We start from the raw sequence: 23,078 nt of genomic DNA, 5'->3' as shown, positions 1-23,078 counted from the left end.
TCCCCGCGGGGTCCACGAGCACGCACCCGCGGCAGGTCAGGCACCCCTCAGCGACACAGATCACCGACCGGGCGGCTACATTGCGGCGGAGGATGGGGGTAGTCTCGAACGGACTGCATAAGTTACCGCTTAGTAATCTCCGTTTCACCCCGCTCCACCCTCAACAGATTCCGCTCGAAAACCCTCGCAGGCCCGAGGAGCCCCCATGCAACTCGCCGCGATCATCGTGTCGCTGGTCCTGACCGTGGTCGGCGTTGCTCTGCTCGCACGCGCCATCGGCCAGTTCGTCCGGTACTTCCGGCTGGGCCAGCCCGTGCCCGCCGGCAGCCGGACCGACAACCCCTACCAGCGCAGCGTGACCCTGGTGCGGGAGTTCCTCGGCCACACGCGCATGAACCGGTGGGGAATCGTGGGCGTCGCCCACTGGTTCGTGGCCATCGGCTTCCTGACGCTGCCGCCGACCATCATCAACGCCTACGGGCAGCTCTTCCAGGCCGACTGGACGCTGCCGGTCCTCGGCGACTTCCTGCCGTACGAGCTCTACATCGAGTTCATCGGCACCATGACCACGCTCGGCATCATCACCCTGATGGTGATCCGCCTGCTGAGCCTGCCGTCCCGGCCCGGCCGCAAGTCCCGCTTCGCCGGCTCCAAGATGGGCCAGGCGTACTTCGTCGAGTACGTCATCCTCGTCATCGGCCTGGCGATCATGGTCCTGCGCGGCCTCGAAGGCGCGCTGCACCACGTCGACCACTACGAGGCCGCGTACTTCGCCTCGTACCCGCTGGTCCTGGCCTTCAAGGGGCTCAGCCTCGGCACGCTGCAGAACCTCACCTACCTGTTCGCCATGATCAAGCTGGGCACCACCATGGTCTGGATGATCACGGTGAGCCTGAACACGAACATGGGCGTGGCCTGGCACCGCTTCCTGGCCTTCCCCAACATCTGGTTCAAGCGCGACGCCACCGGCGGGACCGCACTCGGCGCCCTGCCGGCGATGACCAGCGGCGGCAAGCCCATCGACTTCACCGACCCCGGCGAGGACGACGTCTTCGGCGTCTCCCAGGTCGAGCAGTTCTCCTGGAAGGGCCTGCTGGACTTCTCCACCTGCACCGAGTGCGGCCGCTGCCAGTCGCAGTGCCCCGCCTGGAACACCGGCAAGCCGCTCTCCCCGAAGCTGCTGATCATGTCGCTGCGCGACCACGCGCACGCCAAGGCCCCCTACCTGCTGGCCGGCGGCGGCAAGACGATGGAGGGCGAGGAGAAGGCGTCCGAGGAGCAGCTGAAGGACGTCCCGGCGTCCGCGCTGGCCGAGGCCGAGCGCCCGCTCGTCGGCACCGCCGAGGAGAACGGCGTCATCGACCCGGACGTCCTGTGGTCCTGCACCACCTGCGGCGCCTGCGTCGAGCAGTGCCCGGTGGACATCGAGCACGTCGACCACATCGTCGACATGCGCCGCTACCAGGTGATGATCGAGTCCAGCTTCCCCTCGGAGGCCGGCACGATGCTCAAGAACCTGGAGAAGAAGGGCAACCCCTGGGGCCTGGCGAAGAAGCAGCGCCTGGAGTGGACCAAGGAGGTCGACTTCGAGGTCCCGGTCGTGGGCAGGGACATCGAGGACCTCACCGAGGTCGAGTACCTGTACTGGGTCGGCTGCGCCGGCGCCCTCGAGGACCGCGCCAAGAAGACCACGAAGGCCTTCGCCGAGCTGCTCCACATCGCCGGCGTGAAGTTCGCGATCATGGGCGGCGACGAGAAGTGCACCGGTGACTCCGCCCGCCGCCTCGGCAACGAGCCCCTGTTCCAGGAACTCGGCATGGAGAACGTCGCCGCCCTGAACATGGCCTTCGGCGAGGACGACGACGACCCGGCCACGAAGAAGCCGAAGTCGGCGAAGAAGATCGTCGCGACCTGCCCCCACTGCCTCAACACGATCGGCAACGAGTACCCGCAGCTCGGCGGCGACTACGAGGTCATCCACCACACGCAGCTGCTCCAGCACCTGGTGGACGAGGGCAAGCTGGTCCCGGTGACCCCGGTCGAGGGCCTCATCACCTACCACGACCCGTGCTACCTGGGCCGCCACAACAAGATCTACACGCCGCCGCGCGAGATCATCGGCAAGGTCCCCGGCCTGCGCAACGAGGAGATGCACCGCCACAAGGAGCGGGGCTTCTGCTGCGGCGCCGGCGGCGCGCGGATGTGGATGGAGGAGCGGATCGGCAAGCGCATCAACAACGAGCGCGTCGACGAGGCCCTCTCCCTCAACCCGGACATCATCTCGACCGCCTGCCCGTTCTGCCTGGTCATGCTGACCGACTCGGTCAACGGCAAGAAGAACGACGGCGTGGCCAAGGAGTCGGTCCAGGTCGTGGACGTCGCCCAGTTGCTGCTCGACTCCGTCAGGACGCCGGCCGACCCGGCGGGCGAGGCGGAGACCGAGAGCGCGCCCGAGCCGGAGCCGGTGAAGTAACCGGCCCCCCGGGCCCCGTCCGACCAGGCCGACGCCCCCTGCCCAGCCCGGGCAGGGGGCGTCGGCCGTTCCCACGGCGCACCGCGCGGGACGGCCTCGTCCTCGCCGGCTACGCGCTCCTGGGAGCCGCCTGCTGCACCACCTCGAAGGTCCACAGGGTCGACCCGGTGGCCGCGGGCCTGGGCCGCTCACCGCCCTGGGCACCGCCCTCGCCGCCCTCGCCGCCCTCGCCGCCTTGGGCGCCGCCACCCCCGCCGCCCTGGTGCGCGGCCTTCATGGGCCCCTCCATCCAGGCCTGGAACGACTCCTCGTCCCGCCAGCGGGTGTAGACGAGATAGGTGTCGGTCCCCTCCACCGGGCGGAGCAGCTCGAACCACTCGAAGCCGTCTGAGTTCTCCACGGTGTGGGCCCGGGAGGCGAAGCGCTGCTCCAGGACCTGTCGCTGCTCGGCGGGCACGGTCAGCACGTTGATCTTCACTACGCTCATGCCCCCATCCTGCCCCCCGCACGACGGCAGGGCCGCACGACGAGGCCCCGAAACCGCCCGTCCCCCGTTCGGCGGACACCGCCCCGCACCCGCCGCACCACCCGAACCCGCCCCGGCCCCCTACCCCTGACGTCCCCTAGGGGATGTCACAGCTCAGCCGCAAACCCGGGCCGGAACACCGGACCCCGGCACGTGACTCTTGGGGACCAGGTACGTTCGATTACGTGGCTGGATTCAGGATCGGACGCGGCGGCCGGGACGACCGCGCCCCGCAAGCGCGACCGCAACAACGTCCGTACGGGCAGCAGGCCCCCCAGGGCCCGTCGTACGGCTATCCCCCGGCGCCGCAGCCGTACCCGCAGCAGCAACCGCAGTACGGGCGCGGCGGGTCCGGCGGCGGCCCGTGGCCGCCGGTGAACGGCGGCGGCCACGGCGGCCACGGCGGCCACGGCGAGCCGGAGTACTTCGGCGACGGCCCGCACGCCCACGCCGGCCCCGACCCGTACGCGGCCGACAACCCCGGGCACACCCAGGCATTCGCGGTCGGCGAGGACCCCTACAACCAGGGCGGGACCTACCGCGCGGGTTCGGCCCCGGCCGCCCCGGTCGGCCCCCGGCTGCACTGGAAGGAGCTGCTGCGCGGGACAGTGCTGTCCCCCCGGCAGACCTTCCTGCAGATGCGCGACTACACGATGTGGGGCCCCGCCCTGATCGTGACGTTCCTCTACGGCCTGCTCGCGGTGTTCGGCTTCGACGGCGCCCGCGAGGACGCGATCAACGCCACCCTCTCCAACGCGGTCCCGATCGTGCTGATCACCGCCGTGGCGATGGTGCTCAGCGCGTTCGTCCTGGGCGTGGTCACCCACACCCTGGCCCGCCAACTCGGCGGCGACGGCGCCTGGCAGCCCACGGTCGGCCTCTCCATGCTGATCATGTCCATCACGGACGCGCCGCGTCTGCTGGTGGCCATGTTCATGGGCGGCGACGCCGGCTTCGTCCAGCTGCTCGGCTGGGCCACCTGGGTCGCCGCCGGCGCCCTGCTGACCCTGATGGTCAGCCGCTCCCACGACCTGCCCTGGCCGAAGGCACTGGGCGCGAGCGCGATCCAGCTGGTCGCGCTGCTGTCGATCGTGAAGCTGGGTACGTTCTAGCGCCACGGCGCGCCGCGCGGACGGCGCCCGCACACGAGGCCCCCGGCCGCGACGCCGGGGGCCTCGCGCATGCCCGCGACGGCGGCCGCGGGTGGGCTCAGAGCGCTTCCTTGTTCTCCCTGGGCGCCTCGCCCGATTTGTGTACGGGAGGCAGGACACTCCAGGGGAAGTTGATCCAGTCGTCCGTGCGCTTCCAGACGTACTCGCACTTCACCAGCGACTGGGACTTCTCGTAGATCACGGCGCTGCGCACCTCGGCGACGGTGTCGAGGCAGAAGTCACGGACCAGCTTCAGGGTCTTGCCGGTGTCGGCGACGTCGTCGGTGATCAGGACCTTCTTGTCGGAGAAGTCGATCGCGTTCGGGACGGGGGCGAGCATGACGGGCATCTCCAGGGTCGTCCCCACGCCCGTGTAGAACTCGACGTTCACCAGGTGGATGTTCTTGCAGTCCAGCGCGTAGGCGAGCCCCCCGGCGACGAAGACGCCGCCGCGTGCGATGGACAGGACTATGTCCGGCTCGTACCCGTCGTCGACGATGGTCTGCGCGAGCTCGCGGACGGCCGAGCCGAACTGCTCGTAGGTGAGGTTCTCGCGTATGTCGCCCATGTCTGCCGCCCTCACACCTGGGTCCGATGGAAATTGAGGTAGGACCGGGAGGCGGTGGGTCCTCGCTGCCCCTGGTAGCGCGAACCGTAGCGCTCGCTGCCGTAGGGCGCCTCCGCGGGCGAGCTGAGCCGGAACATGCAGAGCTGGCCGATCTTCATACCGGGCCACAGCTTGATCGGCAGGGTCGCGAGGTTCGACAGCTCGAGCGTGACGTGCCCGGAGAACCCGGGGTCGATGAACCCGGCGGTGGAGTGGGTGACGAGGCCGAGCCGCCCGAGGGAGCTCTTCCCCTCCAGGCGGGAGGCGAGATCGTCCGGCAGCGTGATGACCTCGTAGGTCGAGGCGAGCACGAATTCACCGGGGTGCAGGATGAAAGGTTCGTCGCCCTCCGGCTCGACCAGCCGGGTGAGGTCGGGCTGCTCGACCGACGGGTCGATGTGGGGATAGCGGTGATTCTCGAACACCCGGAAGTAGCGGTCGAGACGTACGTCGATGCTCGACGGCTGCACCATGGATTCGTCGTAGGGATCGATCCGTACCCGCCCGGCGTCGATCTCGGCCCGGATGTCCTTGTCTGAGAGAAGCACGCACCGAGGATACGCAAGGCGCGCGGAGCGCCCACAACCGGACGACTCCACGCGCTGCGCCACCTCTGCCGCCGATGCCGGCCCTTCCCGCGGCCAGCCGGCCGCTCACCGGCCCGGCACGAACCCGCCACCGGCCGGTCACCGCCGCACGGCGCACGCCGTGCGGCTTCCGCTCAGCGCCTCTCCATCTCCAGGACGACCGGCACCACACTGCGGAGCCGGGCACACCTCGGACACCTCATGAGCCGACCCGGGCCGAGCCGCTCGGCCTTCTGCATCGGGAACGAAGCGGTGCTGAACACGTGCCCATCGGCACAACGGACGACGGTGCGCTCCATCAAGTCCAAGAGTCCCTTCCCCAGAGCCGCGTCGCGCCTTGCCGGCTGACGACAAAAGCCACATTACGGGATCAACGAGACGGCTCTCCAGGGGGCACCCTCACCCCGGCGGACCCCGCTCCCACGGCCCCCTACCGTATGCCCCAACTCCGGGGCCCTGCACCTCATTCACTCCCCCGAGACACAGCAAGGCCCCCGGCACGAACAGCGGGGGACGGCGATGAGGTAGAGTGAGCGAGCATCGGGACACCGGCTCCGGCCGGCGTCTTACGCGGGTGTAGTTTAATGGTAGAACATCAGCTTCCCAAGCTGAGAGCGCGAGTTCGATTCTCGTCACCCGCTCCATGCGAAATCCCCAGGTCACGGACCTGGGGATTTTCATTGTCTAGACCATTCCGGGGGTTCCGTGCCCTCTGCGTGCCCCAAGTGCAGGTCAGCCGCTCCCTCCAGGGACTCTCGGGCGCAGATTGGGTCGACAGAGCACCCGACCGTCTCGAATAACAAGACGCCTTTTCGGTGACCTGGGTCACAAGGTCGGCAAATGGGGGACCAGTCGCCGAAGCAAAGGGTCTCGCCATCGCCAGACCGTGTCAGGGTGGTCGCTGCTCGGCTCACGCTTGGATGCCAAGCCCGGCGCTGCACCTCCGTGACCATGTCGGAGATAGGGACCCTCGTCAGGGTGCCGCCGTAGCCTCGCGCGCCGCCAGGCCACGTCGAAGCTGATGCCCTCTCGGTCATTCCGCATGATCTGCAACGCGCGCCAGCTAGAAAATGGGGACAACAGGCAGCGGAGCACGGTGAGCCCGGATTCGTTTCCGCGCTTCACGCGGGCCTCCCCTGTGGGGCTTCGTGAAGCGTGACGGGAAGCTGCTCTGCCAGCTCCTTCTCCCCGTACTCCTCGAACATCCCGCGGACCGTGCGCAGAAGGTCGCCTCGGTCTTCCGCACTGAGGTTGGTGAGGAACGTGTGCAGGAGCTGGGCAATCACCACCCATTGCGCCTGGGGATGCCATTGCTGGGCGTCCCGGACGATCTCGTTGATGTCGGTGCCCGGTGGCAGAGCACCGTGCTGCGCGTTCTGTTCCAGCGCCAGGTAAAGCCGGGCGGTTGCCGGCGTGCGCAGGATTTCGTCCTGCATGTATCTGATCCGGGCTGCGGTCTGCTGTCGCGCGATGTCCTCGAGAGCTGTCTCGCGGCGCAGCTGAGCCATGCGCTCAGCGCTGGAGCGTGTGTGGTCGTCTACGTGTAGCGAGACCTGAGCCCGCAGAATCTCGATGCCCTCTGTCAGCCACGGCGTTCGCCGCCGCAGCTCGTAGTTGATGTCCTGCTCCGTGGCCTCCGCACGCAGAACGCTGCGCTGTTTGGCCATGCCCTGTGCCACCAGCCGCACTTGGCGTCCTGCATCGTCGTAGGCAGTCGTGGTACTCGGCCCATCAGCAGGACGGCACCATTCGACTCGCATCGTGGCGGAGATCAGCCTGCACTGCCGCCCGTGACAGGCCCCGCGTTCGCGCGGCGGCGGGCCGCGGCTGCCACGTGGCAAGCCCTGCTGGTGATCGAACACGGCGACGACGGCACTGCAGCAGCCCAGATCGCCGCGACCGGAGAGGTCCTGGACGCGCTGGCCAAGACCTCCGCCGCCCACACCCGGGCTGAACTGCGCGATGCGGCGTGCGCGTTCGAGCGCGCGAACCGCTCCCACGTGAAGGCGGTACGCGGGCACGACCGGGCCCTGCGACAAGCCGCCCGTGATCTCGTCCACAGCGGGCCGGTCCTGGGCCGGGGCGAAGACGGCGCCTCCACGGCCATGCTCATCGACATGGCCTTCTTCGTCGTGACCGCCGCGGCGAAGTGGCACGCCAGGAAGCATCACAGCCAGCAGGCCGCCGCCCGGCAAGCCGCCGAGCACCTCCGCGCCGCCTATCAGGCCGCCGCAGTCCAGCCCATGACCGCACTGAGCCAGCGAGGCCGGCGACTGACTCCACGTGTTCGACAACAGCAGGCGAACCTGCTCCACCAAGTGCTGCCGGAGCTGGCCGACCAGATCCAAGCCGAGTCCGGCTGGCCCGCCCTGGCCGCCACACTGGACGACCCCCGGAGAGCCGGCCATGACCCGGCCGCCCTGCTGACCGAAGCCACGGCACGGCGCGAACTACGCTCCGCCGGATCCATGAGCGACGTCCTCATCTGGCGCCTGCGCCGCAGCGCTCACCTGCCCGCACTACCCGACGGCCACAACGCCACGGCCCTCCGAGCCACCCGGCACACCTCGCACTCGGCGCCCACCACGCAGTCGGCGCCCGGCCCGACAGGGAACGATCCCCGCCGTGGGCGCTGACGACCGCGTCCTGATCACCTGAACCGGGCCACGGTGTACGCGGTAGGCCCGTGCGAGGTGCCTGCTCCGATCCCGTCGCTGATCTGGAGGACGTCGAAGCCGGCGAGGGCCGCGTACAGCTCCAGCTCACGCGGTCCGAGGACACGTCGACGGATCACGTCCCTTGTTTCCTCACCAGAGTTGAACACCCAGTGCCGGCGCATGGTGTTCATCTGGGCCCGCAGGTCCCATTCATAGGTGATGGTCACTTGGGCCGTGCCCGATCCGGTCTCGACCTCTGTTTCCTGCGGCTCATCACGCTCGATCGGGGCTACGGAGCAGCAGAGTATGAGGAGCGTCCCAGGGCGGGCGTGCGCTGCGAAGGTCCGGAAGACCGCCTGAATGTCCTGGTTGTCGTGCACGTAGGAGAGGGAGTTTCCCAGGCAGGTCAGCACGTCAGCAGTGTGGTCGAGGCGGATGGTACGCATGTCGCCGAGGCGGATGTCGAGGCCGGGCCGCGTGCGGCGGGCGTAGTCGACCAGGCCGGGCTGGAGCTCGACGCCGATGCAGTCGAAGTAGTGGGCCAGCAGCTCCAGGTCTCTGCCGGTTCCGCAGCCCAGGTCCAGCAGAGTGCGGGCGTCCGGGCGGTGCCGGTCGACGAGCGCCCGGCAGGTGCTCGCGCTGGTGCTGTCGGACTGCACTCTGTCGTACAGGGCGGGGTCTCGGTAGAAGAGGTTGGAGGCTGCCAGGTGTCTGGGTTCGGCGATGTCCAGGCCGCTCATGCGAGGCTCCGCAGTCCGACTTCCAGGGCAAGTGTGTCGCACAGCAGGTCGGGTACCGCGGGAGTCCGCTCGGCGTGGTCGCGGGCCCGGCTGAGGGCGTCGGCAGCAACGTAGCCGAGATCGATCAGCAGGGAATCGGTCAGCATCTCGTCCAGGAGAGGGAGCCCGTAGGTGCGCAGTCCCGACTCCATGACCGCGAGGAAGTTCTCCGGCTCGGTCGGAGCCGCGACGGACTCGGGCAGACCCGCCCGCCGAAGCCGGTCGCGGAACATCCTCTTGTCGCGTTTGTACTCGTACGGCAGCTGCTCCATGAAGCGGATCACCCGGGGGTGGACGAGCGGGGCCACCGGCCAGATACCGAGTCTCACGTACGCCGGGTTGTGCAGACCGAAGGCCATGAGCGTGGGCACAGGCAAGACCGGGATGGGAGCGAGGTTCTCGTTCACCTGGGCCAGCGCCGCGGTGGCCTTGTCGCCGAGCCACGGCACCGGCTCCATCGGCGGGAGTCCGGCTTCCGTACGCGAGTGGTGGGCGTTGACCTCGTCCCCGCCGCCGCCTGTGAAGATCAGCTCGCAGTCATGTGCGGCCACGTGCCCGCGCACGACGTCGAACGCTTCCTGGTAGAAGGCGCCTGCCGGATCGTGCGGCCGTCTGCGTTCCCTCACGCCTCCAGGCACGAAGGGCGGGTGCTGCATCGCTGGCACGGCGGTGTCGCGCAATCCCAGGTGATCCACCAGGGAGCGGCGCCGGTCTCGCTGGAGCTGGCCGATCCGACCGCCCATGAGCAGCCCGAAGGTGTGCACGGAGCCGAAACCGGCCGCGCCGGCGGACAGTGCCACGTTGGCCGAGTCCGCTCCGCCGGACACCTCGACGCCGATGCGGCCGGCCGTCGATCGCCACTCGGCCACGGCCTCGGTGAGCAGTGCGTCGAACGCGGTCACGGGATCCACTCCGCTACGGAGGCTGCGGGGTTCCAGGACGTGCTGGGCGGGCTCGGGGTAGAGGATGGAGAGCCCTGCTGGCGTGAAGACCGCCGTAGCGCGTTCGGTGAGTCGGTACACGCCGTCGAAGAGGGTGTCGGTGCTGTAGCGGTGTTGGCGGCTCAAGGTGCGGGCGACCGCTCGTGGATTGAGCCGGTCAGGTCGCAGGTGCGGCCGGAGGTCGACGATGTCCCACGACCCGAAGACCTCGTCGCCGACAGCTGTGAGGTACAGCGGAACGGTACCCAGCACTCCCGCCGAGACCTGGATCTCGTCGGGCCGGACGAGCAGCGACGTGTAGTCGGCTTCACCGTCTCTATCTTCCCGCACCAGCGCACAGGCGCTCGATCCGTCGCCCAGTATGAGGTCCGCGACCAGGACAGTTGCGTGAGCGGGTCGGATCCAGCTCTCCCCCTTGACCCAGCGGTCTGTGTCCCACCGCCAGCCGGCGTCCCGGGTGTCTGCCAATCGCACACGAAACGAGAGCATTCCACTCCCCTCCTCTACGGAGCGGCGGAGCAGGACGCCATGCCTTGCTCCGCCGCGTTCACTGGCCGATCAGCTGCAGTGGTCGCCGTTGTTGTCGCCACCGCCGGGCATCTTGTCGAGCAGCGCCGCGTCCATGCTGGGGACGCCGGTGACCAGGTCTCCCGTGAAGAGCTCGTCGATGATCATGGCTGTTCCTTCCTCCTGCGGAGTGGGTGGTCGGGCCCCGCGAGCTGCGGAGCCCGGACCCGTCCCTGCCGCCAGCGTTCACGGCGAACTGGACGGGAGCTCGTTGGGTGTGGGGCCCGCTCTGGCCGAGGGGAGAGCGGCTGAGCCCCTCCCCGGTGGGGACCGGGTCTTCCTGACGGCTCGCTCGGCCAGAGCGGGAGTCGGTAGGTCGGCAGCGGACCGGTGGTCTCTCAGCTGGGGGCGAAGTGCCACAGAGCCCAGGCGGCCGGGGTAGTGAAGACGATGATCAGGGCCGACAGCATCCACTGCCGCCAGCCATAGGGGCGACCTCGCCTGCTGCGCCGCCGACTCACCATCCCCGGGACACCGCCACCACGATCGATCCCCCGAGCGCCAGGACGCACGCGATGTACATGACCTGGGCAGTGACCTGGCCTTTCACTGCGCGCCCTGGCCCTTGCCCTGCTGTTGCCCCACGGTCGGCGCGAGGCCGGGGCGGCCGATGAAGACGCGTCGTGCTCGTTCCTGGTCGGGCAGGGTGGCGCCAGGCGAGCGCACTGGCAGCTCGGTCGGGGCTTGGTCAGCCATCGTCCTGGTCCTTCTTCCGGGTCGCAAGGTAGACGTCGGCGAAGCGTCTGGTCAGCGCGCCGACGTCGCGCGTGTACTGGTAGGCGATGAAGTGGGTGGACTGCTCCGTCGGCCGGCGCGTCAGGTCGAGGACCCGGTAGCCCTCCCGGAACAGCGCCTGGACGGCCGGGTCCTCGTCAAAGCCGAGTTCCTCGGCCATCAGCACTCTCAGGTGACCGACCAGGTCTCGGGTCGTGGCGTCGATCACCGAGCGCTCGGGCATCGACAGCCGGATGGCCAGCGCTGTCTCCACAGTCTCGTCGACCGCCTTCAGGACGATCGACACTCCAGCCACCTCGGACGACGTGACGCTTCCTGCTGCCATGTCCGCACCCCTTCTCCGGCCTCCACCGTTGTCTTGTCTGACAACGTCCAGAAAAGCGGCTCGCGTTGGCGCAGACCACGGCATCCACGGGGCAGTCCTGGGACACCTCTGGGACAGCCCGGTGCCGTCGGGTTAGACGCGGGTTGATGCGTGGAAAGGGGGCGGCATGGGGCTTGCGGAGCGGCGCAGGACGCTGGGCTACAGTCAGGAAGAGCTCGCGCATGCCCTCGGCGTGGACCGACGAACCGTCAGCCGCTGGGAAGGCCGCATCACCACGCCGCAGCCGCCGCTGAGACCACGGCTGGCCGAGCTGCTCCACCTCGGCCTTGACGAACTCGACGCCTTGGTGGGACAGCCACGAGCAGCCCGACCGGAGTCGGTAGGGCCGCCGCCTCGCGACCACCACGGCTCAGGGGACCTCGACGACATGATCCGACGCCAGTTCCTGCGCGCCATCACCGTCACCAGTGCCCTGGTGGCCCTACCCCCCGACGAGGGTGCAGCCCTCGCGGAGGGTGCGCTGCGCGGGACGTCCGACGACTTCCTGCGCATGAACGGACACCTGTGGCAGGTCTACCAACTCGCCCGCGCCAAGCGCTCCGTCTACCCGGTTGTCCGCGACCAGCTCACCGCCCTGAACGAGACCCTCGACGGGCGGCCCGAGGTCGAAGCGCAGGCCCTGTGCGGCGCGGCCGGCGACCTCTTCCAGCTCGCCGGAGAACTGGCCTTCGACGGCAACCGCTACACCGACGCCGCCGCCTCCTACACGCTCGCCGCCTCTGCCAGCCAGGAGGCGAAGTCCTACGACCTGTGGGCGTGTGCCCTCGTCCGCCACGCCTACGTCGATCTGTACGAACGCCGCTACACCGACGCGGTCGGCACGCTGTCGGCCGCCGAGAAGGTGGCACGGCGCGGCGACGGCTCCCTGTCCACCCGCCACTGGGTTGCCGCCGTCCAGGCCGAGGCATACGCCGGCCTCGGCGATCTCTCCGCCTGCGAGCGCGCCCTGGACGAGGCGGAGAAGGTGACCGGCCTGAGCGGGCCGGCCCACAACGGTGGCTGGCTGCGTTTCGACGGCTCCCGCCTCGCAGAGGAACGCGGAGCGCGTTACCTCCAGCTCGGTCGCCTCGACCTCGCCGAGAAGGCACTCAGTACCGCACTCAGTCAGGACGTCCTCGCTTCCGGCCAATCCTTCCGGCGACGCGGTGCGGTCCTGACCGACCTCGCGGCCATCGGCGCCCGGCGCCAGGACCCCGACCAAGTACTCGCCTACGGCGGGGAGGCGCTGCGACTCGCCCGCACGACCTCCTCCGGTTACGTCGCCCATAAACTTCAAGGGCTACGAACCGACCTCGGCCCACTCACCCGCGACGCCCGCGTGGCGGAACTGGGCGCCGAGATCGACGCACTGTGCACGACGTGACGAGAGGGGAAGGCATGTCGCAGTCCGAGGGCGCCCGACTGTTCCGCGAGGCTTGGATCACCGGAGTGCGCAAGCACTTCCCCGGCGAGCCCAAGCCCGGCTACGTCACCCCCTGGGAAGAGACCCCCGAGTGGGAGCGCCAGGCCGCCGGCGCCGTCCACGACCAGGTGCGCCAGTTCCTCGACCTCAGCGACCGCCACGCCTCCCGCCTCACCCGCGAGCAGAAGAGCCGCTTCGTCGCCACCTGCTGGACCGCGCAGATGTACAAGCACTTCGAGAACCCGAAGCCGGGTTATGTCGCCGACTGGCCCGACCTGCCCGACTGGCAGAAGGAAACTGACGCCGACATCTTCGAGGCCATCGAGGACGCCTCGAAGTAGCCGCCACGGCAGGTTCCGTTCAAGTCGGTCCGCGCAAGCCAGCTGCGGCGTCGATCGGCGCCAAACCGAGGGCCGCGCTGGAGTGTGCGCCGCATGACGGTTCTGACTCGCCCGGTACGGCGGCTACACCCGGTCGACACCGAGGGCAGCACGGCCAGGAGCCCGGGCCCCGTGCGGTCAGAGAATCGGGCAGCCTTCCACGCCGTCCCCACGCCCTGCCCGTCGAAACGTCCCACTCACCCTTCAGAGCGGCTACGCCGCAGGCAATTCCTCTGAAGCCTCCGATTCAGCTGACAGGTCACCGATGGTGAGACCCAACATAAGAGCCCCTTCGAGTGCCGCAAGGATGCTCAAGAGCTGACTCTTCTCCTCGGGCGTCCCGTGATCAGTATGCTTCATCTTCTGCAACTGATTCCGAATGGAAACCAAAGCAATAGCGATCACATCGTGGATAAAGTCGGGACCTTGACCGTCATCGTTCTCGCTAGCTTCGCGGGGCGTAATGGGGTCACCGCCATAAACAAGACACAGAGCTTCCGCCCGCTTGGTCGGGCGCATCTGCCCCTGCACTTCATGCGTCAGATCTTCTGCATCCGGAAGATTGGAATCCACCCAGGCCAGCACTTCTCCAGGCTTGAAGCTTTCTCGCATGATGCGATCAAGCAATTCGATAAGAGAGCTTGCAGCCTGGGAAACACCATCCTCCGAGAACTGAAGCGCATCTCGCGCACCTCGAATTTTCCTCACCAGCGGGGAATTTCTGCGCTCCACGCGCTTGACCGACGCTTCCGCCACCATGGAGCGAAAGCTGGTTACGAGGTCATCTACACCTCCTGGGGCCAGCGTTGCAAGATCAGAACCCTTCGCGCTCGTCACCTCCATAGGTAGAGCGGCAAGGACTTTCTCCCCGAGGAAATCGTCGAGCGAAACCAGCATTTCGACGGCATTCACCGCAAGTACGTTGGCCGGCTGGACACCTTTGAGCTGACTCTGAGAAGAAATCTTGACTGCGTCATTCCATGCCACAACGAAAGGAGTGAGTGCGCGCACGCCACGCCGAACCGCCAAGGCGACCACAGCACCATCCTGCTTCAGAGAATCCATGAAGCGCTTATAGCTTGCCGCCCCCAGAAGGCGCTCAGCGAAGCTGCTGTAGTTGCGATTCTTAAATCGCTCCACCCAACGTTGCAGCTGCTGCTCGCCCTCGAATTCATCGACGAAGGCTTGGAATATCTCCTTGAGTCGCTCTTCCGTAACCTCTGAAAAGCAGTCTTCAACCCGCTCCTGCCACGGGCGCTGGTCCCTGTCGTTGGTGAGCGCCTTGCACAGCGAGACGACAGCCTCCATCACGAGCACAGCAGACTCGCTGATACGCAGCGTCTCGAGTAGCCCAGGATCCAACGTCCGCACGCAGGCGGCAAAGCTGGACTGGTAGACGGTGACAGGTACGGGTTCTTGCACTATGCCTCGCCTCACTCCGACAAGTACGCGCGCTCTTCAAAGAAAGTACCGATGTACGCAACGATGCGGTACCGAATTTCGTTGACGGAGCTACCGGCGAGAGCCGGCAGGGTCTCCAGTATCGGTGGACTGTACGACACACCACTGACGTCACTGAGGGACCGTCAGTAGCCATGCTGTGACTCGGCACCGACCGGCTCGACGACTGCAGACGCACACGCCGATGCTCCGAGCCGCTGGGACCGGCCCAAAGACACGCCCAAGATCGCGAGGCTAGCGGAGGGGAATGCAAGCATCCCGGCCCCGGCAGAGCAGGTCGGGCTCGACGCTGCGAAGTTCCTCCAGCAGTCATGCAGTCTGTAGCAGCACGCGCCTGAACACACACCACGCCATACGGGAAATCGGCAGCGGCACCCGCCACCTAGCTCGGCACCACCCCCACATGGTGGGCCCCGCCAGCCCATGACTATGCGTTATCACCTCGGCGCCAGCCGGTGTCTGCGGCTGACCAGCCAGCTCACGTGGGGCGGTTTCTTGGGTGGTCATTGACAGCATCAGGTCGACGTCGCCGTTTTTCGATCGTCGAGCTTCACATCAGCCATGTGCAGGGTGTCGGGACCAAGGTGCTCAAGGTGGCGCTTCAACACTTCCTTGATGCTTCGGTCGTCTCCAGAGGCTGTTGGTTCGTCAGTCCCGGGGGAAGGCGGCGAGCCAGCGGCCGTCCTGGAACTCGGCGGGGACTTCGTCCTCCCACGGATCGATCCCGCGGCGTTCCAGTTCATCGAACCATCGGTCCCGCTGCGACTCGGGGAGCCGTCGTCCGCACCAGGGGCAGAAGTCGATGGTAATGCTCGACGTGCCGCCGTCGTGGATGATCAACCCGTATTCCTGGAACTTGGCGCTGAATCCGATCAGTGCGTCCGGGCAGGCGAAGGGGTCGTCGTGCTGGTCACAGCGCACGTTCACACAGCGGCTCATCGCTTCGCAGCAGTGGCTGGTCATGACCTCGGCTTTCCGGTGATCGGCACTACGACCAGAAGTAGATCACGGTCTGTGGTGATCACCGGGTGGCACGTGGCGATCTGAGCAGTGGGCCCGGCTGGAGTCATCGGGTCCTGATCGAGTGAGCCGGGGCCAGTGCGGACAGCCATGTCTCCCCAGCGGGCCGAAGGCACCGAGGCGAACCCTGAGCTGAGGCGAGCGTCGTGCCGGAACCTGCTGCGGCGCTCGCGAACGGGCGGCACCTTCTGGATGGGACGCGGCACCCGCGAGTTCAGCGGAACCACCAGGTCAGCACCGTTGTCATCAGGAACACGACGACCGCCGCAAGCCAGACCATCAGGCGCGTCGGCCCCGAAGGCCTGACCGACGCCCGCTCCCCTTCCTCCCCTGACAGCAGCGCATCCGCGAACGCCTGCGCGGTCTGCGGTCGTTCGTCAGGTTCAACGGACAGCGCAGCGCGAAGCAGTGTTTCGGTGCCGTCCGGAACCCCCAGCTCTCTGGGAAGGGACGGCAACGACGTCGTCGACGCCTGCTGCGTCACAAGGACTGTGCGACCGCCCGACCCGAACGGCTTGCGTCCGGTCAACAACTCGAACGCGACGACACCGAGGGCGTACACATCGGCTCGACCGTCGAACCCGCCCGTCTGGAAGGCCTGTTCGGGCGCCATGTACGCGGGAGTGCCGGTGGTGACTGTCAGCCCCGACGCGTCGGCCAGTTGCTTCGCGCTGCCGAGGTCCGCGACCAGTACGGCGGCAGGCGTGCGGCTGGTGTCGAGCAGGAGGTTCGACGGCTTGATGTCGCGGTGGACGACGCCCGCGTCATGGAGCACCTGCACTGCGTACCCGGCCTCGGCCGCGAGCCGGAGCGCCTCCGCGGGCCGGCAGTGCCCTGTCTTCTCGGCCAGCGTGCCGCCTCGCACGTAGTCCATGACGAAGTACGGCCGGTCGTCCTGGACGCCGACGTCGTGAACGCGCACGACACGTGGGCTGGAGATCCTGCGGAGCAGCCTCGCCTCCGCCAGGAAGCGCTGTCGTACATCGGCGTTCGACGCCCAGTTGTCCGCCAGCACCTTGACCGCGACATCAGTGTCGAGCTCGGGGTCGTATGCCTTCCAGACGGTGGCGAACGAACCGGCTCCCAGCCTGTCCTCGAGGAGATAACGACCTAGCTTCTGCATGTGGCAACATTTTTCCCGGGGCGATGTGGCGGATGTGGCCGGCTGTGGTGTCGGGAACTTCCGTGCGACCCAGTGGGTCCAGGGCGGACGATAGCGGGGGGACAGCAGGGTGCTCGACGAGGATGAGCTGACGCACCTCGTGGCGTCTGCCCAGGCAGGTGACCGGTCGTCCCTGGACCGCCTCCTCGTCCGGCTTCGGCCCACCGTGATGCGCCGCTGCTCCCGGTTTCTTCCGCACTACGCCGACGCCGAAGAGGCCGCGCAGGACGCCCTGTTGTCCATCAGCACACATCTGCACGAGTACACCGGGCGAGGCTCCTTCCTCGGCTGGGTGACAGTGATCGCCTCGAACGCCGCCAGGTCCACGTATCGCTCGATGCGCCGACGCGCGGAGGACAGTCATGCCGTCCTTCCCGACGGTGTCGACCCACGGACGACCAGCGTCATCGCTGGGACCCGCCTGGACCTGATGGAGGCCCTGGCCGCTCTGGAGGAGCGGCACCCGGCCCTGGTGGAGTCCTTCGTGCTGCGCGATCTCGGAGATCTGACCTATCTTCAGGTCGCGGAGATCACCGACGCTCCTCTGGGCACGGTCAAGGACCGCATCCATCAGGCCCGTCGCTTCATGCGCGACCGCCTCGGCGGTGGCCTGTGAGACGCCCCGGCCTCCCGCTCTCACCTGGCATCAGCTCCACTGCGGGCCGGGAGGTGCTGCCGTGCGTCCTCGGGCGATCGCCGTCATCCTGGCGGTAGCCGCCGTACTCGGCCTGTTGACCGGACGGTTCGTCCTGCCCGCGCCCTCTGCTCGGGCCACCCCGACGACGACGCCGGGCGCTGTGGCGTCCTCGCCGGGCAACGGCTCTCCGACGCCGAGGCCCGCGAGCGGGCCCATGACGAACCGGCACTTGTTGACGGCGGCCGACTTCAGGACGGTTGGTGTCTCCCAGCGCATCTACGTGCGGGACCGCGTCGGGGACGGCAACTACGCCAACGCGACCTGCACCGGCGAGAAGACCCTCGGCGAGACGCTGGGATCGCTCGACGCTCACTTCCGCGGGTTGGTGACGAGCAAGGACACGGGCCCCGGCGACCCTACCGAGGCGGCGAACATCGAGGACCAGGTCGCCCGCGAAGTCGCCGACGACGCCGGAAGCCTCGCACTGGCTCGGAACTACGCGGAACGCCTGCTGTTGGAGGAAGTGCCGTGCCAGAGCGAGCCCGCCACCCACTGGGTCTACGGGCCGACGCACACGATCGACGTCGCTGCGGACATCACCGCGAGTTGGATGGGTGTGTACGGCGGCGACCTGAACACCACCGGGACCGCACCACGAGGCAAGGAGCCGTGCGGAGGCGTGGCCGTACTCCGCAACGGCTCGCACTACGGGGTCCTGGAGATTCATGCCTGCCTGGGCACGGCTGCGATGACGCGGATCGTCCGTACGGCCGTGACGCGGCTCTGAGACCACCCCCGCCCCACCAGCGGACGTGACATGGATCACGTCGATCGGGGCGGATCGCCATCCAACATCTCCCGTACCTCCGGCATCTCCCAGATGTACGACGACGCCCACCGCGTCGCGACCAGACAGGAGATGAGATGTTCGACAACCAGGCAGCCCGCGAGAAGTTCCCGCGTTTCGGTCGTACCGCAGGTATAGCCGCCTCCGTCGGTGCCGCCCTGATGGCGGTCGGCATCGGCGCGCTTCCCGCCGCCGGCGCGGACACCAGTTCCGCGAGTCGGCCGGCGACCGCCCCTGCCGCTGCTTCTGCCCGGCCCGGCCTCGGATCGGCCGGCCTGATGCAGAGTGACGACTTCTTCCAGCAGGGCCTGGCCCCGGTCCGCGCGGCGGTGGACCTGACCGGGAAGCAGGCTCTCTCGGCATGCTCCGGCGAGGAGACGATGCGAGAGCTGACCAAGGGGAAGGCCGCCGCCTATGCCGACGTGACCTGGAGCTTCGACACCGAAGGCACCTCGCTGACCGAATCCGTCGCGGACGGTTCCACCGACACATCGGCGGCCTCGTACGAGAAGCAGCTCGACAAGCTGGTGCGCGGCTGCCAGGACGAGCCGCGTGGTCACTGGTACTACGGCGAGGGGCACACGATCACCGTCAAGGCGGGTGTCGGCAGTTGGTACCCGGCCTTCAGCGGCGACGGCAAGGTTGCCGGCGGCGTCGCGGTGATCCGCAGCGGCCACAGGTTCGGCATCGTCGAACTCACCGGTCAGCCCAGCGACGACCCCGGCTACATGGAGGGCATCACCGCCGCTGCCGTCACCCGGCTGGCCGACTGACCTGGTCCGGGCGGTTCCGGGAGCTGTTCACGTGGGTGCCGCACCCGGTCCCGGGACCGTCCGGGCCGGCCGACGAACGTCTGGTCGGGGTTCGGGAAACGGTGGCGTCGGACGACGGAGGACAGCGGACGGGTGAGCGGGCACGGTAGGTCCGGCCCGCGCCGGGGCCCGCTCGGTCCGCACCGGCGGCCAGGTTGCCGGGGAGAGCAGGCGAGGAGTGACGGACCGGGCCAATCTTCCTCCCCATGAGGCGCGCCACCGCCCGGGGCCGGCTGCGGATGAGTGGGTTCCGGCCCCAACAGCGCCTGTCCGGGCTTATGTTCACGGCGGTATCGGCTCTCGTACCTACAGGAGGCCCCGCGCATGCGCCACGCTCTCCGTACCGCCATGACAGGGGTGGTGACCGCCGGCACCTTGCTGGTCTGCGGCACCGCCCAGGCCACGCCCCCGGGACCGGGGGTCACCGCCCGCGTGATCCGTCAGACCACCGTGAACGGCACCGAGTACACCCTGCGGGAGATCACCGTCCCGCCCGGGCAGAGCACAGGCTGGCACTACCACGACGGCCCGCTGTACGGCGTCGTCAAGCACGGCACCCTCAGCCACTTCGATTCCACCTGCGCCTCCGACGGCGTGTACCCCACAGGCAGTGTCATTCAGGAACCGGCCGGAGCCGGCTACGTCCACATCGGCCGCAACCTGGGTGACACGCCCCTCGTCCTGGACGTGCTCTACGTCCTGCCGCACGGAGCCCCGTTCTCGGAGGATGCGCCGAACCCGGGCTGCCCCTTCCAGTGATCACTGCGGCAGCGGCTGCTGGGGCACCCGCGGCGGGTTTGCGGGACGGAACTACAGTCTCCGTTTTGACTCTTTTCGGAGGCTTGCTTCTTAGATGTGCAGGTCTTCTCGATTGCCCGTGTTCTGCGCAACCGCCCTGCGGCTCAGGATGTCTCGTGGGATGTGGTGCACTTCGCACCTCTCACGGGGAACACGGGGGATTCACATGAGCGATCGCCGTTCAGCCGCGCGCGAGGCACGGGTCCGGGCCGCCGAGGCCGAGTTCCAGCGCCAGGTGCCGGTCCACGGTGCCAACGGGGAGGAAACGGACCACCCGTTCGTGGCCACCTACTCCAAGGCCCTGCCGCACAACAAGTTCGGCGAGGTCGACCCGACCGCCTACCACCTGCTGCGCCGTGCGCTGGCCACCGGGAGCCACGAGGACTTCGAGCGGATCCCGCTCGGGGACACCCGAAAGCTGGTCAACCCGCAGGCCGGAGCCTCCTTCGACCTCCAGGGCCCGGACGGCCAGGCACTCGCCATCCGGCCGGCACCCCGCATCGACAGTGCGGAGAACTCCGCCGAGGCGGTGGAGCTGTACTGGATGGCGCTGTGCCGCGATGTGCTGTTCACGCGGTTCGGCGACAGTGAACTGGTCGCAGAGGCGGCCACCGAACTCAGCGGGCTGTCGGACTTCAGGGCTCCCAAGCAGAACGGCCAGGTCACCCCGCAGACCATCTTCCGTGGCGACACCCGGGGCGATCTGGTGGGGCCGTACCTCTCGCAGTTCCTGCTCAAGGACATCCCGTACGGCACGCTGCTGATCCCGCAGCGGCAGGACACCCTGGCCCGCCCGGTCGACCACCTGACCACCTGGGGCGACTGGCTGGAAGTGCAGAACGGATCCGAACCCGAGGAGGACGAGCGGGACCATGCGACGCGGCGCTACATCCAGACCCCGCGCGACCTGGCGCACTACGTGCACTTCGACGCTCTGTACGAGGCGTATCTGAACGCCGCACTGATCCTGCTGGGCATGAACGCGCCGGCGGATCCGGGCAATCCGTACAACTTCTCGCGCAACCAGATCGGTTTCGGGACGTACGGCAGGCCGCACATCCTCTCGCTCGTCACCGAGGTGGCCACCCGGGCACTGAAGGCGGTGTGGTTCCAGAAGTGGTACGTGCACCGGCGGTTGCGTCCGGAGGAGTTCGGCGGGCGGGTCCACCAGCAGCTGCGCGGGCAGCGCGAGTACCCGATCGACGGTGAGGTGCTGGACTCCGTCGCGGTCAAGCGGGTGTTCGAGAAGTACGGCAGCTACCTGTTGCCGCAGGCGTTCCCGGAGGGCAGCCCGACCCATCCCTCGTACGGGTCCGGGCACGCCACCGTTGCGGGGGCGTGCGTGACGATCCTGAAGGCGTGGTTCGACGAGTCGCATGTCCTGGCCGACCCGGTCGTGCCCAGCACCGACGGCACCGCCCTGGAGCCGTACACCGGTCCGGACGCCGGGCGGCTCACGGTCGGGGGTGAGCTGAACAAGGTCGCCGCCAACATCGCTACGGGCCGCAACATGGCCGGTGTGCACTGGCGCACCGACTTCACGGAGGCCGTGCGGCTGGGCGAGGAGATCGCCATCAGCGTGCTGCGCGAGGCGAAGGAAGTCACCCTGGAGGACGCGGTGTTCACCCTGAGCCGGTTCGACGGCAGCACCCTCGCCGTCTGACGTTTCGGCCCTCTCGCCCGGGTCGCCCACCGCCCGGGAACAGCGCTGGGCCCGGGCTCGCACAGCGGGTCCGGGCCCAGGCGTGAGAAGTCTGGCCCTCCGGCGACTTCCAGACGCCCGGGCCGCGTCAAGAAGTGCGGCCGGGCGCCGGCCGACCGCCGGTCTTCGTGCCGCGTGACCGGCGGGTCCTCCGGCGGCGGGCGAGCGCTGTCGCCGTGACCAGCAGCCCCGCGTGCGCTGTCGCGGACGGTGACGTGGTTACGGGCAGTCGGAGCACACCCTGGCCGGGGGCTCGACGAGCTCGTGAGGACGAAGAAAGTTCGGAGACCAGATCTACGGACTGGGGCCGACGGGACCTGTTGCCTCTCGTCACCAGCCGGTCATCGGCAGGCCCACGCCTTCCAGCCGTCCTGCCCGGCCGCCGCACCAAGGTCGTGGTGGCGCGGTCCACCGCGACAGGGAGCCGGCCGCCCGGTGGGCGGCACGACCGGGCGGCTCCGTCCCGGCCCCCTCTCGGATTCGTCACAGCACCCCGGCCTCATGCGGCCTGCGCATAGGGTGAAGCCGGTAAGTCCGCCACCGTGAGAGGTCTGTGATGCCCGAGCTCCCCTCGGATCCCGCCGTCGCACAGTTCGGCCCCCAGGGGCTGCGCCGCATCAGCGTGCCCGCCTCGTACGGAACCGTGCCGGCCTCGGCCCGCACCCACCTCGCGCAGGTCGGTGTGCCGCTGCACGTCGGTCCGTACTTCATCGCGGCGGACGACACCGACGGGCCCACCCTCGGGATGTACACCGGCCACCGCGGCGTCGCCCTGCAGGGCGACTGGGCGGAGTGGGTCCGCATCGGCACCGACCGGCTGGCGCACCTGTGTGTCCGCACCGACGGCTCCGTACAGGCCGTATTCCTCGGTCGCGGCGAGTCCGCCCTGTTCGTCGACTCGGACGTCGCCGCCTTCACGCACTGCGCCGCCGCCCTGGACCGCGCCCTCCCGGTGATCGCCGCCTCCGACGGACTCCAGGCCGCCGCCCAGGCGTTCGCCGCGCTCGTCCAGGAGATCCGGCAGATCGACCCCGAGGCCGTCGCCGACCGGGAGAACTGGTGGTCGCGGGTGCTCGACGACGTCCGCCACACCCTCAACTTCCCCTTCTCGTCGGCCTTCGAGTACGTCGGCGAGGACGGCGCGAAGCAGATCGTCACCGCCCAGACCGGCCCTGGCCTCCTGCACCCGGAGGAGCTGCTGTGGCAGCGGCTCTCCTCCGCCGGGGTGGAGCCCGAGCAGGTCCGCCGCGTCTACTGCGAACTCCAGCCGTGCATGATGCCGGGCCACTACTGCGCCGCCTGGCTCCAGGCCGTCCTCCCGCACGCCGAGTTCACGCACAGCTTCGACTACGGCGACACCGCGGAGTCCCGCGAGGAAGGCCTCAAGGCGCTCATCACGCACGCCGCTCAGCAGGCTCAGCAGTGACGCGCGGCCCGGGTGCCGCAGGA

At 68.5% G+C, this 23,078-nt stretch carries 21 protein-coding genes, 1 tRNA gene and 1 pseudogene; 12 read left to right on the top strand and 11 right to left on the bottom strand.

Annotated features, from left to right (window positions below; translation table 11 throughout):
- Positions 1-205: 205 nt before the first annotated feature.
- Positions 206-2,473 (top strand): (Fe-S)-binding protein, encoded by a 2,268-nt coding sequence (locus ACWDNY_RS10075; RefSeq protein WP_451645253.1) that lies wholly within the window; start codon positions 206-208, stop codon positions 2,471-2,473.
- Positions 2,474-2,582: 109 nt separating this feature from the next.
- Here ACWDNY_RS10075 and ACWDNY_RS10070 read toward each other — a convergent pair whose 3' ends face one another.
- Positions 2,583-2,960: an antibiotic biosynthesis monooxygenase family protein gene (locus ACWDNY_RS10070; RefSeq protein WP_451645252.1), complete on the bottom strand. Its 378-nt coding sequence runs from the start codon at positions 2,958-2,960 to the stop codon at positions 2,583-2,585.
- Positions 2,961-3,103: 143 nt separating this feature from the next.
- On the opposite strand from ACWDNY_RS10070, the gene ACWDNY_RS10065 reads away from it, so the two are divergent.
- Positions 3,104-4,111: a Yip1 family protein gene (locus ACWDNY_RS10065; protein WP_451645251.1), complete on the top strand. Its 1,008-nt coding sequence runs from the start codon at positions 3,104-3,106 to the stop codon at positions 4,109-4,111.
- A 97-nt stretch (positions 4,112-4,208) separates the two neighbouring features.
- Here ACWDNY_RS10065 and ACWDNY_RS10060 read toward each other — a convergent pair whose 3' ends face one another.
- Together ACWDNY_RS10060 and dcd are read right to left on the bottom strand one after the other, a co-directional pair.
- Positions 4,209-4,718 (bottom strand): phosphoribosyltransferase, encoded by a 510-nt coding sequence (locus ACWDNY_RS10060; RefSeq protein WP_451645250.1) that lies wholly within the window; start codon positions 4,716-4,718, stop codon positions 4,209-4,211.
- 11 nt (positions 4,719-4,729) lie between these two features.
- On the bottom strand, positions 4,730-5,305 hold the full coding sequence (gene dcd, locus ACWDNY_RS10055) for a dCTP deaminase (protein WP_451645249.1): 576 nt from the start codon (positions 5,303-5,305) through the stop codon (positions 4,730-4,732).
- 609 nt (positions 5,306-5,914) lie between these two features.
- On the opposite strand from dcd, the gene ACWDNY_RS10050 reads away from it, so the two are divergent.
- A tRNA-Gly gene (locus ACWDNY_RS10050) sits at positions 5,915-5,988 on the top strand.
- Positions 5,989-6,465: 477 nt separating this feature from the next.
- Here ACWDNY_RS10050 and ACWDNY_RS10045 read toward each other — a convergent pair.
- The gene (locus tag ACWDNY_RS10045) at positions 6,466-7,011 is read right to left on the bottom strand and encodes a hypothetical protein (protein ID WP_451645248.1); all 546 of its coding nucleotides are present in this window, start codon (positions 7,009-7,011) and stop codon (positions 6,466-6,468) included.
- 99 nt (positions 7,012-7,110) lie between these two features.
- On the opposite strand from ACWDNY_RS10045, the pseudogene ACWDNY_RS10040 reads away from it, so the two are divergent.
- Positions 7,111-7,980 (top strand): annotated as a pseudogene (locus tag ACWDNY_RS10040) (mobilization protein); the annotation flags it as partial.
- A gap of 14 nt (positions 7,981-7,994) precedes the next feature.
- On the opposite strand, the gene ACWDNY_RS10035 reads toward ACWDNY_RS10040, so the two are convergent.
- The 4 genes from ACWDNY_RS10035 to ACWDNY_RS10020 form a co-directional block, all read right to left on the bottom strand.
- On the bottom strand, positions 7,995-8,741 hold the full coding sequence (locus ACWDNY_RS10035) for a class I SAM-dependent methyltransferase (RefSeq protein ID WP_451645247.1): 747 nt from the start codon (positions 8,739-8,741) through the stop codon (positions 7,995-7,997).
- Positions 8,738-10,195 (bottom strand): asparagine synthase, encoded by a 1,458-nt coding sequence (locus tag ACWDNY_RS10030; protein ID WP_451645246.1) that lies wholly within the window; start codon positions 10,193-10,195, stop codon positions 8,738-8,740. Before ACWDNY_RS10030 ends, ACWDNY_RS10035 begins: the two co-directional genes overlap by 4 nt.
- 639 nt (positions 10,196-10,834) lie before the next feature.
- Positions 10,835-10,984: a hypothetical protein gene (locus tag ACWDNY_RS10025; protein ID WP_451645245.1), complete on the bottom strand. Its 150-nt coding sequence runs from the start codon at positions 10,982-10,984 to the stop codon at positions 10,835-10,837.
- Positions 10,977-11,348, bottom strand: a complete 372-nt coding sequence (locus tag ACWDNY_RS10020) for a hypothetical protein (protein ID WP_451645244.1) — start codon at positions 11,346-11,348, stop codon at positions 10,977-10,979. Before ACWDNY_RS10020 ends, ACWDNY_RS10025 begins: the two co-directional genes overlap by 8 nt.
- Positions 11,349-11,514: 166 nt before the next feature.
- Between ACWDNY_RS10020 and ACWDNY_RS10015 the strand changes: the two genes are divergently transcribed.
- On the top strand, positions 11,515-12,771 hold the full coding sequence (locus tag ACWDNY_RS10015) for a helix-turn-helix domain-containing protein (protein WP_451645243.1): 1,257 nt from the start codon (positions 11,515-11,517) through the stop codon (positions 12,769-12,771).
- Positions 12,772-12,785: 14 nt separating this feature from the next.
- Positions 12,786-13,151, top strand: a complete 366-nt coding sequence (locus ACWDNY_RS10010) for a hypothetical protein (RefSeq protein WP_355099314.1) — start codon at positions 12,786-12,788, stop codon at positions 13,149-13,151.
- A gap of 252 nt (positions 13,152-13,403) precedes the next feature.
- On the opposite strand, the gene ACWDNY_RS10005 is transcribed toward ACWDNY_RS10010, so the two are convergent.
- From ACWDNY_RS10005 to ACWDNY_RS09995, 3 genes are all read right to left on the bottom strand, one after another.
- Entirely contained in the window at positions 13,404-14,612 is a 1,209-nt protein-coding gene (locus ACWDNY_RS10005; RefSeq protein WP_451645242.1) for a hypothetical protein, read from the bottom strand.
- A gap of 687 nt (positions 14,613-15,299) precedes the next feature.
- Positions 15,300-15,614 carry a DUF6980 family protein gene (locus tag ACWDNY_RS10000; RefSeq protein ID WP_451645241.1) on the bottom strand — a complete coding sequence of 105 codons (315 nt, stop codon included), beginning with the start codon at positions 15,612-15,614 and terminating at the stop codon, positions 15,300-15,302.
- A gap of 271 nt (positions 15,615-15,885) precedes the next feature.
- Positions 15,886-16,794 carry a serine/threonine-protein kinase gene (locus ACWDNY_RS09995; RefSeq protein ID WP_451645240.1) on the bottom strand — a complete coding sequence of 303 codons (909 nt, stop codon included), beginning with the start codon at positions 16,792-16,794 and terminating at the stop codon, positions 15,886-15,888.
- 109 nt (positions 16,795-16,903) lie between these two features.
- Between ACWDNY_RS09995 and ACWDNY_RS09990 the strand changes: the two genes are divergently transcribed.
- From ACWDNY_RS09990 to ACWDNY_RS09965, 6 genes are all read left to right on the top strand, one after another.
- Positions 16,904-17,449, top strand: a complete 546-nt coding sequence (locus ACWDNY_RS09990) for an RNA polymerase sigma factor (protein WP_451645239.1) — start codon at positions 16,904-16,906, stop codon at positions 17,447-17,449.
- Positions 17,450-17,684: 235 nt separating this feature from the next.
- Positions 17,685-18,257 carry a hypothetical protein gene (locus ACWDNY_RS09985; protein WP_451645238.1) on the top strand — a complete coding sequence of 191 codons (573 nt, stop codon included), beginning with the start codon at positions 17,685-17,687 and terminating at the stop codon, positions 18,255-18,257.
- Between the two features lie 137 nt (positions 18,258-18,394).
- Entirely contained in the window at positions 18,395-19,090 is a 696-nt protein-coding gene (locus ACWDNY_RS09980; RefSeq protein ID WP_451645237.1) for a hypothetical protein, read from the top strand.
- Between the two features lie 363 nt (positions 19,091-19,453).
- Positions 19,454-19,888: a cupin domain-containing protein gene (locus ACWDNY_RS09975; RefSeq protein ID WP_451645236.1), complete on the top strand. Its 435-nt coding sequence runs from the start codon at positions 19,454-19,456 to the stop codon at positions 19,886-19,888.
- Positions 19,889-20,093: 205 nt separating this feature from the next.
- Positions 20,094-21,590 (top strand): vanadium-dependent haloperoxidase, encoded by a 1,497-nt coding sequence (locus ACWDNY_RS09970; protein WP_451645235.1) that lies wholly within the window; start codon positions 20,094-20,096, stop codon positions 21,588-21,590.
- 595 nt (positions 21,591-22,185) lie between these two features.
- A complete protein-coding gene (locus tag ACWDNY_RS09965; protein ID WP_451645234.1) occupies positions 22,186-23,055 on the top strand; it encodes a nucleic acid/nucleotide deaminase domain-containing protein in 870 nt (289 codons plus the stop codon).
- The last annotated feature ends 23 nt before the right edge of the window (positions 23,056-23,078 follow it).

The sequence above is a fragment of the Streptomyces sp. NPDC003697 genome (assembly GCF_053587115.1).
Note: the sequence above shows the minus strand (reverse complement) of the source record. Positions and strands in the feature narration are given on the sequence as shown.

What these genes read in the sequence shown, in the direction of transcription:
- ACWDNY_RS10035 (WP_451645247.1), bottom strand. Translation starts at nt 8,741, where the DNA reads ATGAGCGGCCTGGACATCGCCGAACCCAGACACCTGGCAGCCTCCAAC.
- ACWDNY_RS09980 (WP_451645237.1), top strand. Translation starts at nt 18,395, where the DNA reads ATGTTCGACAACCAGGCAGCCCGCGAGAAGTTCCCGCGTTTCGGTCGT.
- ACWDNY_RS10015 (WP_451645243.1), top strand. Translation starts at nt 11,515, where the DNA reads ATGGGGCTTGCGGAGCGGCGCAGGACGCTGGGCTACAGTCAGGAAGAG.
- ACWDNY_RS09970 (WP_451645235.1), top strand. Translation starts at nt 20,094, where the DNA reads ATGAGCGATCGCCGTTCAGCCGCGCGCGAGGCACGGGTCCGGGCCGCC.
- ACWDNY_RS10065 (WP_451645251.1), top strand. Translation starts at nt 3,104, where the DNA reads ATGTCACAGCTCAGCCGCAAACCCGGGCCGGAACACCGGACCCCGGCA.
- ACWDNY_RS10025 (WP_451645245.1), bottom strand. Translation starts at nt 10,984, where the DNA reads ATGGCTGACCAAGCCCCGACCGAGCTGCCAGTGCGCTCGCCTGGCGCC.
- ACWDNY_RS09965 (WP_451645234.1), top strand. Translation starts at nt 22,186, where the DNA reads ATGCCCGAGCTCCCCTCGGATCCCGCCGTCGCACAGTTCGGCCCCCAG.
- ACWDNY_RS09995 (WP_451645240.1), bottom strand. Translation starts at nt 16,794, where the DNA reads ATGCAGAAGCTAGGTCGTTATCTCCTCGAGGACAGGCTGGGAGCCGGT.
- ACWDNY_RS10020 (WP_451645244.1), bottom strand. Translation starts at nt 11,348, where the DNA reads ATGGCAGCAGGAAGCGTCACGTCGTCCGAGGTGGCTGGAGTGTCGATC.
- ACWDNY_RS09985 (WP_451645238.1), top strand. Translation starts at nt 17,685, where the DNA reads ATGACGAACCGGCACTTGTTGACGGCGGCCGACTTCAGGACGGTTGGT.
- ACWDNY_RS10010 (WP_355099314.1), top strand. Translation starts at nt 12,786, where the DNA reads ATGTCGCAGTCCGAGGGCGCCCGACTGTTCCGCGAGGCTTGGATCACC.
- ACWDNY_RS10070 (WP_451645252.1), bottom strand. Translation starts at nt 2,960, where the DNA reads ATGAGCGTAGTGAAGATCAACGTGCTGACCGTGCCCGCCGAGCAGCGA.
- ACWDNY_RS09975 (WP_451645236.1), top strand. Translation starts at nt 19,454, where the DNA reads ATGCGCCACGCTCTCCGTACCGCCATGACAGGGGTGGTGACCGCCGGC.
- ACWDNY_RS10045 (WP_451645248.1), bottom strand. Translation starts at nt 7,011, where the DNA reads ATGGCCAAACAGCGCAGCGTTCTGCGTGCGGAGGCCACGGAGCAGGAC.
- ACWDNY_RS10075 (WP_451645253.1), top strand. Translation starts at nt 206, where the DNA reads ATGCAACTCGCCGCGATCATCGTGTCGCTGGTCCTGACCGTGGTCGGC.
- ACWDNY_RS10000 (WP_451645241.1), bottom strand. Translation starts at nt 15,614, where the DNA reads ATGACCAGCCACTGCTGCGAAGCGATGAGCCGCTGTGTGAACGTGCGC.
- ACWDNY_RS10060 (WP_451645250.1), bottom strand. Translation starts at nt 4,718, where the DNA reads ATGGGCGACATACGCGAGAACCTCACCTACGAGCAGTTCGGCTCGGCC.